At 74.2% G+C, this 10,943-nt stretch carries 15 protein-coding genes; 8 read left to right on the top strand and 7 right to left on the bottom strand.

The window, feature by feature from the left end:
* Positions 1-101: 101 nt before the first annotated feature.
* Genes RYN42_RS10045 through RYN42_RS10020 form a run of 6 tightly spaced genes read left to right on the top strand, consistent with a single transcriptional unit; the run spans position 102 to position 4,434 of the window.
* On the top strand, positions 102-716 hold the full coding sequence (locus tag RYN42_RS10045; RefSeq protein WP_315095684.1) for a nucleoside/nucleotide kinase family protein: 615 nt from the start codon (positions 102-104) through the stop codon (positions 714-716).
* Positions 717-740: 24 nt separating this feature from the next.
* A complete protein-coding gene (alr, locus tag RYN42_RS10040) occupies positions 741-1,904 on the top strand; it encodes an alanine racemase (protein WP_315095682.1) in 1,164 nt (387 codons plus the stop codon).
* Complete coding sequence (tsaE, locus tag RYN42_RS10035; protein WP_315095679.1) at positions 1,901-2,434, top strand: tRNA (adenosine(37)-N6)-threonylcarbamoyltransferase complex ATPase subunit type 1 TsaE; 534 nt, start codon at positions 1,901-1,903, stop codon at positions 2,432-2,434. Before alr ends, tsaE begins: the two co-directional genes overlap by 4 nt.
* A 4-nt stretch (positions 2,435-2,438) precedes the next feature.
* On the top strand, positions 2,439-3,128 hold the full coding sequence (tsaB, locus tag RYN42_RS10030) for a tRNA (adenosine(37)-N6)-threonylcarbamoyltransferase complex dimerization subunit type 1 TsaB (protein ID WP_315095677.1): 690 nt from the start codon (positions 2,439-2,441) through the stop codon (positions 3,126-3,128).
* Positions 3,125-3,598 carry a ribosomal protein S18-alanine N-acetyltransferase gene (rimI, locus tag RYN42_RS10025; RefSeq protein WP_315095675.1) on the top strand — a complete coding sequence of 158 codons (474 nt, stop codon included), beginning with the start codon at positions 3,125-3,127 and terminating at the stop codon, positions 3,596-3,598. The genes tsaB and rimI overlap by 4 nt, the downstream gene beginning before the upstream one ends.
* Positions 3,595-4,434, top strand: a complete 840-nt coding sequence (locus RYN42_RS10020) for a sulfurtransferase (RefSeq protein ID WP_315095673.1) — start codon at positions 3,595-3,597, stop codon at positions 4,432-4,434. Before rimI ends, RYN42_RS10020 begins: the two co-directional genes overlap by 4 nt.
* A gap of 25 nt (positions 4,435-4,459) precedes the next feature.
* Here the strand turns inward: RYN42_RS10020 and RYN42_RS10015 are convergent, their stop codons facing one another.
* A complete protein-coding gene (locus RYN42_RS10015) occupies positions 4,460-5,101 on the bottom strand; it encodes a malonic semialdehyde reductase (protein WP_315095671.1) in 642 nt (213 codons plus the stop codon).
* 88 nt (positions 5,102-5,189) lie between these two features.
* On the opposite strand from RYN42_RS10015, the gene tsaD reads away from it, so the two are divergent.
* Positions 5,190-6,230 carry a tRNA (adenosine(37)-N6)-threonylcarbamoyltransferase complex transferase subunit TsaD gene (tsaD, locus tag RYN42_RS10010; protein WP_315095669.1) on the top strand — a complete coding sequence of 347 codons (1,041 nt, stop codon included), beginning with the start codon at positions 5,190-5,192 and terminating at the stop codon, positions 6,228-6,230.
* 7 nt (positions 6,231-6,237) lie between these two features.
* Here tsaD and RYN42_RS10005 read toward each other — a convergent pair whose 3' ends face one another.
* The 4 genes from RYN42_RS10005 to RYN42_RS09990 are packed head-to-tail and all read right to left on the bottom strand — an operon-like array spanning position 6,238 to position 9,479.
* On the bottom strand, positions 6,238-6,762 hold the full coding sequence (locus RYN42_RS10005; protein WP_315095667.1) for a hypothetical protein: 525 nt from the start codon (positions 6,760-6,762) through the stop codon (positions 6,238-6,240).
* Entirely contained in the window at positions 6,759-7,106 is a 348-nt protein-coding gene (locus RYN42_RS10000) for a PadR family transcriptional regulator (RefSeq protein ID WP_315095666.1), read from the bottom strand. Before RYN42_RS10000 ends, RYN42_RS10005 begins: the two co-directional genes overlap by 4 nt.
* A 43-nt stretch (positions 7,107-7,149) precedes the next feature.
* On the bottom strand, positions 7,150-8,298 hold the full coding sequence (locus tag RYN42_RS09995) for a glutamate--cysteine ligase (protein ID WP_315095664.1): 1,149 nt from the start codon (positions 8,296-8,298) through the stop codon (positions 7,150-7,152).
* Complete coding sequence (locus RYN42_RS09990) at positions 8,298-9,479, bottom strand: class I SAM-dependent methyltransferase (RefSeq protein WP_315095662.1); 1,182 nt, start codon at positions 9,477-9,479, stop codon at positions 8,298-8,300. Before RYN42_RS09990 ends, RYN42_RS09995 begins: the two co-directional genes overlap by 1 nt.
* 203 nt (positions 9,480-9,682) lie before the next feature.
* On the opposite strand from RYN42_RS09990, the gene groES reads away from it, so the two are divergent.
* Positions 9,683-9,979 carry a co-chaperone GroES gene (gene groES, locus RYN42_RS09985; protein WP_056089045.1) on the top strand — a complete coding sequence of 99 codons (297 nt, stop codon included), beginning with the start codon at positions 9,683-9,685 and terminating at the stop codon, positions 9,977-9,979.
* Between the two features lie 68 nt (positions 9,980-10,047).
* Here groES and RYN42_RS09980 read toward each other — a convergent pair whose 3' ends face one another.
* Positions 10,048-10,458, bottom strand: coding sequence for a hypothetical protein (locus RYN42_RS09980; protein WP_315095659.1), 411 nt, complete (start codon positions 10,456-10,458; stop codon positions 10,048-10,050).
* 124 nt (positions 10,459-10,582) lie between these two features.
* Positions 10,583-10,879 (bottom strand): WhiB family transcriptional regulator, encoded by a 297-nt coding sequence (locus tag RYN42_RS09975; RefSeq protein ID WP_315095657.1) that lies wholly within the window; start codon positions 10,877-10,879, stop codon positions 10,583-10,585.
* Between the last annotated feature and the right edge of the window lie 64 nt (positions 10,880-10,943).

The raw sequence follows: 10,943 nt of genomic DNA, 5'->3' as shown, positions 1-10,943 counted from the left end.
GTGCACGGGCGCGCGGCCCGCCGCGCCAACCCCGGGGGCCCGGTCGGCGCCCAGGCCGTGGCGGACGCGCTCCCGGCCACCATCGCGGAGCTGCTGCGCCCATGACGCTGCCTGCCGAGCTCGTCGCGCGGGTGGACGCGCTGCTGGACGGCGGGTCCCGCCGGCTCCTGGGCATCACGGGTGCGCCCGGAGCGGGCAAGTCCACCGTGGCCGCCGAGGTGGTCGCCCTCGTCGGACCCACGGCGGTCGCCGTGCCGATGGACGGGTTCCACCTGGCGCAGACGGAGCTGGAACGGATCGGGCGCGCCGACCGCAAGGGTGCGCCGGACACCTTCGACGCGGACGGCTTCGTCGCGCTGCTCACCCGCCTGCGTGATCCCCGGCGGACCGTCTACGCGCCCGAGTACCGGCGCGACCTGCGCAACCCCGTCGCCGGCGCCATCGCGGTGCCGCCGCAGGTCCGCCTCGTGGTGGTGGAGGGGAACTACCTGCTGCTCGACGACCACGGGTTCGGGCCGGTCGCCGGACTGCTGGACGAGTCCTGGTTCCTCGTCCCCGACGACGAGGTGCGGCTGGACCGGCTGGTGGCCCGGCACGAGGCCTTCGGCAAGTCGCCCGAGGCGGCGCGGGCGTGGTCGCACGGTCCGGACCAGAGCAACGCCCGGCTGGTCGCGGCCACCGCGGTGCGAGCGGACGTCGTCGTGCCGCTGTCCTGACCGCCCGGTGCGAGACTGTGCGCCGTGAGCTCGTACCCCGCACGCGCCGTCGTCGACCTCGCCGCCGTCCGCGCCAACGTCCGCTCCCTGGCCGCCCACGCCCCCACCGCGCAGGTGATGGCCGTCGTCAAGGCCGACGGCTACGGCCACGGCCTCCTCCCGACCGCCACCGCCGCCGTCGCGGGGGGTGCCACCTGGCTCGGCGCGGCGCAGGTGGACGAGGCCCTCGCGCTGCGCCGTGGCGGGATCGTCGGCCCGCGCGTCCTCACCTGGCTGTACGCGCCCGGTGCGCCGCTGCGGGAGGCGGTCGACGCCGACGTGGACGTCTCGGTCTCCGCGCCGTGGGCGCTCGCCGAGCTCGCCGCCGCCGCACGGTCCGGCGGCCGCACCGCACGCGTGCACCTCAAGGTGGACACGGGCCTCGGCCGCAACGGGCTGACCCCGGCCGACCTGGCCGCGCTGCTGCCGGAGGTCCTGCGGCTGCGCGCCGAGGGCGCCGTCGAGGTGGTCGGCGTGTGGAGCCACCTGGCGTACGCGGACGAGCCTGAGCACCCGACCGTGACGCTGCAGGGCAAGGTCTTCGCAGAAGCCCTCCAGACCGTCGAGGGTGCGGGGATCTCCCTGGAGGTGCGCCACCTGGCCAACTCCGCGGCGACGCTCACCACGCCCGCCGCCCACTACGACCTCGTGCGGCCCGGCATCGCCGTCTACGGCCTGTCGCCAGTCCCGCAGCTGGGCGGTCCGGACGACTTCGGCCTCGTACCGGCGATGACCCTCGAGGCGGAGCTCGCCACCGTCAAGCGCGTGCCCGGCGGGCACGGCGTCTCCTACGCCCACCAGTACGTCACCCCGCGCGACACGGTGCTCGGTGTGGTGCCGCTGGGGTACGCGGACGGCATCCCGCGGCACGCGTCCGGCACGCAGGACCGCCCCGGCGGACCGGTGCGGGTGGGCGGCCGGACGCTCGGGGTGGCCGGCCGGGTCTGCATGGACCAGGTGGTGGTCGATCTCGGTCCGGCCGCCCTGGAGCAGGCCGGGGACCGGGTCGAGCTGTTCGGCACCGGCCGCGACGGCGGACCGACCGCGCAGGACTGGGCGGAGTCGGCCGGCACGATCTCCTACGAGATCGTCACGCGGCTCGGCGCCCGGGTGCCCCGCGTGCACGTCGACAGCGAGGTCCGCGCGTGAGCCCGGTCACGGTCCGGCTCCCCGACGCCGACGCCACCCGCGCGTACGGGCGCGCCCTCGCAGATCTCCTGCGGGCGGGCGACCTGGTCGTGCTCACGGGGGACCTGGGTGCGGGCAAGACCACGCTCACGCAGGGGATCGGCGCCGGTCTGCACGTGCGCGGTCAGGTGGCGTCCCCGACGTTCGTCATCGCCCGGGAGCACCCACCCGTCGCGCGACCCGACGGCAGCCTCGGACCGACGCTCGTGCACGTGGACGCCTACCGCCTGGCCTCGTTCGAGGAGGTGGACGCGCTCGACCTCGACGCCGGCCTGGACGAGGCCGTGACCGTGGTCGAGTGGGGCGAGGGCTGGGTGGAGTCGCTCGCCCAGGACCGCCTCGAGGTCACCCTGCAGCGGCCGCGCGGCGGGGAGCTGACGCAGGAGGACCTCGACGACGCCGCCGCGGGCGAACGGGTGGTCACCGTGCGGGCCGTCGGCGCGCGGTGGGCGGACGTCGTGCTGCCCCACGCCGACCCGGTGGCAGGCTGAGGCCGTGCCCGTCCTCGCGCTCGACACGTCCGCCGCCGTCGCGGTCGCCCTCACCGACGACACCGGCGCCCTGCTCGCCGCCCGCTCCGACGCGCAGCAGCGGCACCACGCCGAGCTGCTCACGCCCATGATCGCCGCAGTGCTGGCCGAGGCCGGGGTGGACCGTCGCGAGCTCACGTCCGTGGTGGTCGGCACCGGTCCGGCCCCGTTCACCGGGCTGCGGGTCGGGCTGGTCACCGCGCGCACGCTCGCCCTCGCGCTCGGCATCCCGGCGCACGGTGTCCCCAGCCTCGACGCCGTCGCCCTGCGCGCGTCCCACGTCCTGCCGCCGGGTACCGACGCGCTGGTGGCCACGGACGCGCGGCGCCGCGAGGTGTACTGGGCTCTCTACCGGCTGGTCGCGCCGGGGCGGATCGAGGTGCTCGCCGGCCCCGAGGTGGCATCGCCCCCGGACGTGGCCGCCGACCCACGCACCGCCGGTGCCGTCGCGCTCGGTCGGGGCGCGGCGCTGTATGCCGACGTGCTGGGGACCACTCCCCTCGACGCTCTCGACCTGCTGGACCCGGACCCCGCCGAGCTCGCCCGGCTGGCCCTCGCCCGCCGGGCCGCGGGGGAGGCGCTCGGCACCGAGCCGCTGTACCTGCGCCGCCCGGACGCCGTGCCGCAGGCCGCACGCAAGCGGGTGCTCGGGTGAACGCGACGGAGGCGGACGTCGTCGTGCGCGTGCTCTGTCCGGCGGACCTCCCGGCCCTGGAGCGCATGGAGCTCGAGCTGTTCGACGCGGCCGCCTGGTCGCCCGAGAGCCTGGCCTCGGAGATCACCGGACCCGGTCGGTGGTACGTCGGTGCGGTCGTGGACGGCGAGCTGGTGGGCTACGCAGGGCTGTGGTTCGACGGGTTCGACGCGCAGGTGATGACCATCGGCACGGACGCGCGGTTCCAGGGGCGCGGGCTGGGCCGGCGGATGCTCGAGAACCTGCTGGAGCGTGCGCGGACGCTCGGTGCGGCGGTCGTCCTGCTGGAGGTGCGCGTGGACAACGCACCGGCCATCCACCTGTACGAGAGCGTCGGGTTCGAGAAGCTGGGCATGCGCCGGGCGTACTACCAGCCCGGCAACATCGACGCGTGGACCATGCGGCTGGACCTGCGCGGCGGTGCGGCGTGACCAGGAGCGACGTGCTCGTGACGGCCGACGACCTGGCAGCCGCGCTGGCCGGCGACGAGCCACCGGTGCTGCTCGACGTGCGCTGGGCGCTCGGGCGGACCGACGGGCACGACGACTACCTCGCGGCGCACGTGCCCGGCGCGGTCTACGTCGACCTGGACACCGAGCTGGCCGCGCCGGCGACACCGCGGGACGGCCGCCACCCGCTGCCCGACGTGGACGCGCTCGAGGCGTCGGCCCGTCGCTGGGGCGTGCGTGACGACCGTCCGGTCGTGGCCTACGACGCCGTCGGCGGTACCTCCGCGGCACGCGTCTGGTGGCTGCTGCGCTGGGCCGGGGTGCCCGAGGTGCGACTGCTCGACGGCGGGCTGGCGGCCTGGACCGCCGCGAGTCTGCCGGTCGAGGCCGGGACCGTCACGCCCGAGCCGGGGGACGTCGTGCTGGTGCCCGGCAGCCTGTCGACGATCGACGCCGACCAGGCGGCCAGCTGGACGGGCTCCCTGCTCGACGCGCGCGCCGCCGAGCGGTACGCCGGCGAGGTGGAGCCGGTCGACCCGCGGGCCGGGCACATCCCCGGCGCGGTCTCGATGCCCACCGCGGGCAACCTCGCGGCCGACGGCCGGTTCCTGCCCGACGACGCGCTGCGGGCACGTCTGGCCGTGGACGGACCTGTGGCGGTGTACTGCGGCTCCGGGGTGACCGCGGCGCACCAGATCGCCGCGCTGGCCTCCATCGGCGTCCCGGCCGCGCTGTACCCCGGCTCGTGGTCGCAGTGGTCGAACGACCCGGAGCGCCCGGTCGCCACCGGCACGACGACGGCCGCGACCCCCGCCTAGGGGATCGCGGCCTCGACGTACCGGGTCAGACGGTGAGCGACGCCTGCGCGTAGGTGAGCCGCCCGGCGCGCGGGTGGTGCGTGCCGGCGCCCTCGACGTGGCCGACGTTGACGACCATCAGGGACTTCCAGCCGTTCTCGGCGAAGAAGTCGGCGTCGATGCCCTCGGCGTCCATCCCGCCCATGGGGCCGGCGGCGAGGCCCGCGGCGCGCAGGCCGATGATGAGGTAGCCCGCCTGGATGAGCGCGTTCATGCGAGCCATCGACTCGCGCTGCTCGGGCTGGCCCTCGAGCGCGTCCCCGAGGGCGGCCATGTGCGGCGCCAGCGTCGGGATGTGCGCGTGGAAGCCGGTGTCGGCGGCCAGGACGAGGGTGACGGGGGCCGCCAGGACGCGGTCGCGGTTGCCCTCGTTCATGTGGGCGGCGAGGCGGCGGCGCGCGTCGGGGGTACGCACGACGAGGAGGCGCAGCGGGATCGTGTTGAGGGCGGTGGGGCCCCACTTGACCAGGTCGTAGACGGCGGCGATCTGCTCGTCGCTGACCTCGTCGGGCGTGAAGACCGCGGCCGTGCGGGCCTCGCGGAAGAGGAGGTCGGCGACGTCGTCTGCGACGGCGAGGCCGGAGGTCGGGAAGTCGAGGCCCTCGAGGACGGTGCTGTCAGTGGTCATGACTGATTGAAGCATCAACTATCCAAGGTTGTTCCGGGCAGCGACCGTGGCAGTCGTCACACCGTCCGGCCCACCTATCCTGGTCGGCATGGCAGCCCCCCTCGTGCTCGGGATCGAGACCTCCTGCGACGAGACCGGTGTCGCCCTCGTGCGCGGCTACGACCTGCTGGTCGACGCCGTCGCCAGCTCGGTCGACGAGCACGCGCGGTTCGGCGGGATCATCCCGGAGATCGCGTCGCGCGCCCACCTGGAGGCCATGGTGCCCACCATCGAGCGGGCTCTCGCCACGGCGGACGTGTCGCTCGGTGCGGTGGACGCCATCGCCGTGACGGCCGGCCCGGGTCTGGTCGGGCCACTGACCGTCGGCGCGTCGGCCGCCAAGGCGCTCGCCCTGGCGCTGGACAAGCCGCTGTACGGCGTCAACCACGTGATCGGTCACGCGGTGGTCGACGAGCTGGTCGACGGTGCGTTCCCCGAGCGCGTGATGGCGCTGGTGGTCTCCGGGGGGCACTCGTCGCTGCTGCTCCTGGACGACACCGTGCACGTCACCGAGCTGGGCTCGACGCTCGACGACGCGGCGGGGGAGGCCTTCGACAAGGTGGGTCGCCTGCTCGGGCTGCCGTACCCGGGCGGCCCGCACATCGACCGGCTGGCCCGCGAGGGGGATCCGGCGGCGATCCGCTTCCCGCGGGGCCTCACGGCCGCCAAGGACCAGGCGGCGCACGCCGCCGACTTCTCGTTCTCGGGGCTCAAGACCGCCGTGGCGCGCTGGGTGGAGGCGCGGCAGGACGCCGGGCTGGACGTGCCGCTGCCGGACGTCGCCGCGTCGTTCGCGGAGGCGGTCGCCGACGTGCTCACCGCCAAGACGATCGCCGCCTGCCGCGCGCACGGAGTCGACACGCTCGTGGTCGGCGGGGGGTTCTCGGCCAACTCGCAGCTGCGAGAGATGGCCGCGAAGCGCTGCGCGGAGGCCGGGATCACGCTGCGCATCCCGCCCATCCGCTACTGCACGGACAACGGCGCCATGATCGCCGCGCTCGGCTCGGCCGTCGTGCGCCGCGGTCTGCCCCCGTCGGCGCTGGACCTGCCGGTCGACTCCTCGATGCCGCTGACGCAGGTGCTGGTCTGAGCCGTGCTCAGGCGGGGACCGGGGTGGTCCGGCGGGTCGGGACCCGGACGCGCCACACGCGGGCGCCCAGCAGGAACGGCACCGCGAAGACGAGGGCGTAGAACGCCAGCGCCTGCCAGGTGAGCCTCCAGCCGACCTCGATGACCCGGTCGTCGCTCGTGAGGGTTGTCGTCGCGCCGAGGAACACCCGCTCGACCGTTCCGCCGCCCAGCTGCTCGAGCGTGTCGAGGGTGCCGAAGGCGTACGCCAGGGCTAGGTACACCACCGCGCCCACGGCGAGCGACCCCCAGACCGCCCCGGTGTTCCACCGGGGAACCGGCCGCCCGAGCTCGCCCAGGTAGCCCTCCGCGAGCGCGCGCGGGTGACCCAGGTCGGCGACGGCCCGCCGCATGCCAACCTCGGACGCGGTCGCGGTCAGCTCGGTGCGCATCTCGCGGACGATCCGCTTGTACTTCGGGAAGTCCTGCATCGCCCAGCTGAACCGCAGGAGGTAGCGCTCGCGGACGAGGCTGTCGCGCAGGGAGGTGCTCATGAGGACTCCTTCGGGGTGGCACGGGTGAGGAGGTCGTCGACCGTGACGGCGAGCCGGCGCCAGGCGCGCGCGGTGCTCCACAGCTGTTCCCCGCCCGTCTCGGTGGGCAGGTAGTACTTGCGGGCCGGCCCCGCGGTCGAGGCGACGAGCCGCGACGAGATCTGCCCGTCCCGCTCCAGGCGGTTGAGGACCGGGTAGAGGGTGCCCGCGCTCAGGTCGTCGAGGCCCGCCTCGTGCAGGCGGGTGACCAGCTCGTACCCGTAGGACTCGCGCTCCGTGAGGAGGGCGAGCACGAGCATCGGGAGCACGCCCTTCAGGAGCTGGGGATCGCGGGGCTCGTCCACGGAGGAAGGCTATGCCCGGTAGTAGGTAATGACAAGTAGCAGGTTACAGCGGCTTGCCGGCCTTGAGCTCGGCGACGAGGGAGCGGACCACGGCGTCGAGCTCACCGGCGTGACGCCGGGCGACCGCACGCTGCCGCTGGTAGGACGCACCGCGCCGCAGGATCGTGCGCACCTGCTCCAGCTCGGCGGCGCAGCCGAGACGCTCCGCGACGGGGGCCAGCTCCACCAGCCACCGCCCGACCGCGTCGGTGACCAGATCCTCGTCACCGGCGGCGTTCGTGATGATGATCGCGTCCATGCCGTACCGAGCCGAGCGCCACTTGTTCTCCTGGGCGAACCACGGCGGGAGCGTCGGCAGGGTCTCGCCGCGGTCGAGCATCGTGGAGAAGTGCTCGACGAAGCAGTGCGTGAGGGCGGAGATCGCCGCCACCTCGAGGAGGTTGGAGGCGCCGTCGGCGATCCGCATCTCCAGGGTGCCGAATCGCGGCGACGGCCGCACGTCCCACCGGACCTCGTCGAACTGGTCGATCACGCCGGTGTGCATCATGTCCCCGACGTACTGCTCCAGCTGCGACCACTCGTCGAACGCGAACGGCAGCCCGGCGGTCGGCAGCTGCTGGAACAGCAGGGCGCGGTTCGAGGCGTAGCCGGTGTCACGGCCGCCCCAGAACGGGGACGACGCCGACAGCGACTGGATGTGCGCGAAGACGGTGAGCATGGCCCGGGAGATCGGCAGGACCTTGTCACGGTCCTCGATGCCGACGTGCACGTGCACGCCGTAGATGAGCATCTGCCGGCCCCACCACTGCGTCCGGTCGATGAGCGTGGCGTACCGCTGCTTGTCGGTCACCTTCTGCTGCGCCCAGTTGGCGAAGGGGTGCGTGGCGCCGCCCATGAGGTCGATGCGCAGGGGCTCGGCCGCCGCGCGCACCTCGTCCAGGGCCTGCTGCAGGTCGGCGGTCGCCTCGGCGATGGTGTGGCACTTGCCCGAGCGGATCTCCACGGTGTTGAGCAAGAGCTCCTGGGTGATCAGGGGGTGCTCGGTGCCGTCGGCCGGGCGGACGGCCTCCAGGACGGCCTCGGCGGCCTGCCGCAGGTCCCCGGAGTCGGCGTCGACGAGCGCGACCTCCCACTCGATGCCGACGGTCGAGCGCTCGGACTGCGCGAACGGCAGCGCCACCGGGGCGGCCATCAGACCGGCTCCACCACGAGGACCTGCTGGCTGCCGGAGACGCGCGTGAGGATGATCGTCGCGGTGGCACTGCCGCGCAGGTCCAGCTGCCGGCGCAGCTGCTCCGGCACGACCGCGGTGCCGCGCTTCTTGATGGTGAGCTTCCCCACGTCGGCTCCTCGCAGGTAGGTGCGGAGCCGCTTGAGGCCGAACGGCATGGTGTCGAGCACGCGGTAGGCGGTGGCCGTGGGGACGACGCACAGGGCGTCCGAGGTCACGTAGGCGATGGTCGGGTCGATCAGACGGCCGCGCACCTGCGCCGCGGTCTCGCCCACCAGGCCCGCGCGGATGACCGCACCGTCGGGCTCGTACAGGTAGCCGCCGATCGGTCCGCTGGGTGGGCGCTCGTCGGAGGTCTGCTCGACGACGTGCGCCTCGCCGTCGCGCAGGACGAGCGCCGAGCGGCCCGGTCCCTCCGGGGCGAGCGGGCCGAACCACAGGCCGACCTCGACGACGTCGCCGTCGACCGAGACCCACTGCGCCTGCGCGTCGGCGGGCAGGGCGCTGTGCGGGATGCCGGGGCCGAGCTTGAGCCCGAGGGCGGGGACCCGGTCGCGCAGGGCGAGGACCGCGTCCAGGGGCGGCTCGTAGGCGGCGGGGTCGAACACCCGGGAGCCCGAGGAGGTCCGCCGGGCCGGGTCGGCGAAGACGCCGTCGACGCCCTCGGCCTCCAGGTCGAGGGCCAGCCCGTCCCCGTGGCGCACCTGCGTGTCGGGGAAGTGCCGGAGGTTCACCGTGGCGATCGCGGCCGTCGTCTCGTCGACGTCGGTGGCCAGCACCCGCAGCCCGATCCCGGCGAAGGCCATCGCGTCGGCGCCGATGCCGCACGTGAGGTCCGCGACGAGCGTGCTGCCGGCGTCGCGGAACCGGCGTGCGTGGTGGGCGGCGACCGTCAGCCGGGTGGACTGCTCCAGGCCGGCCGCCGTGAAGAGCATGCCGTTGGCGAACGTGCCGAACTTCGCGGCCGCCTTGGCGCGCAACCGCGACTGGGTCAGCGCGGCGGCGGCCAGGGCGGGATCGATGCCCTCGTCGCGCATCCGCTCGGACAGGGCCAGCGTGCGGGTCTCGTCGTACGGCGGCAGGGCCGACAGCAGCGCCCAGCCCGCGGGGCTGAGCAGCTGGGCGATGCCGTCGCGATCCATGCGGCGATCCTCGCACGCAGCGGCTGCACAGGGCGGGGCATTGGCACTCGCCTTGACCGAGTGCTAACCGGTTCCTAGAGTGAGTGGCTGGCACTCTCCCGGTGAGTGTGCCAGCTGCGCTCAGGGCACGGCACCCGCGACGACGTGTCCGACAGCGCGCACGAACCTCAGAGAACTACTCACATGCGAAGGGGAGGTCCGCTGTGTCGGTCTCCATCAAGCCCCTCGAGGACCGGATCGTCGTCAAGACGCTCGAGGCAGAGGCGACGACCTCGTTCGGTCTCGTCATCCCGGACAGTGCCAAGGAGAAGCCCCAGGAGGGCGAGGTCCAGGCAGTCGGACCCGGTCGTGTCGACGACAACGGCAACCGGATCCCGCTCGACGTCGCCGTCGGCGACAAGGTCATCTACTCCAAGTACGGCGGCACCGAGGTCAAGTACGACGGCGAGGAGTACCTCATCCTCTCCGCGCGCGACATCCTCGCGATCGTCGTCAAGTGATCTGAGGGGCGCCGCGCGCCCCGCACGGGAAGGCCCCCACGGCAGCTGCCGTGGGGGCCTTCCTGCGCTCACACCTCCGTGCAGTCGAGCGGCGTCGCTGCCGTCGCCGTGCCGGGGCAGAGCTGGTGGCTCCACCCCTCGGCGCCGAACCTGTCGGCGGTGGCGTCCCGGAACAGCTCGAGCCCGTCGATGTCGGGCCCGACGCGGTAGTACGTGGTGATCGGGTCTCCCTCCGTGGTCGGACCGGTGACCACGAGCTCGGCGCCGTCGTGCAGCGCAGCCGCGTCCAGGCAGTCCCAGGCGGAGGCGTCGACCGACTCGCCCTGGCCGAGCTCGACGGCGCCGCACGAGGGGAGCGCGGCGCGCTGCGTGAAGGTCGCCGGGGCCTCCTGCGTTGCGGGAGCGCTGCAGCCCGCCAGACCGAGCACGGCACCGCAGGCGGCGGCCGCGCGGACCCAGGCGTGTCGCTGGGCGTGCATCCTCGGCTCCCTCGTCGGCATCGTCACCGAGAGTGTGTCGCCCGCGGAGCCGACCTTGCAGCCGCCGGGGCAGACGAGAGCCCTCCCCACGTGCCGAGGGGAGGGCTCTGATCGGGTGCCGGGCTCAGCCGACGCGCGTGGCGCGTCCCCGCTGGGCGAGGACCGCGGCGCGCTCGTCCTCCGAGAGGCCACCCCACACGCCGTAGGGCTCCCGCACGGTGAGCGACTGCTCGCGGCACTCCTTGAGCACGGGGCACGTGGCGCAGATCGCCTTGGCGGCCTCGGCGCGACGACGGCGCGCGGAGCCCCGCTCGCCCTCCGGGTGGAAGAAGAGGTCCTGGTCCGCGTCGCGGCAGGCGCCCTCGAACTGCCACTCCCACAGGTCCATCACCGGTCCGGGCAGTCGCGAGATCTCGGCCATGAGTTCCTCCTCGGTCGATCCGTCGCGATCCGCCAGGTGGGCGGCTGCGCCGGGAAGTCGTGAA

Source organism: uncultured Cellulomonas sp., from assembly GCF_963527515.1.
GTDB lineage: Bacteria > Actinomycetota > Actinomycetes > Actinomycetales > Cellulomonadaceae > Cellulomonas.
The sequence above is the reverse complement of the archived record's forward strand: the minus strand, read 5'-3'. Positions and strand labels throughout refer to the sequence as shown.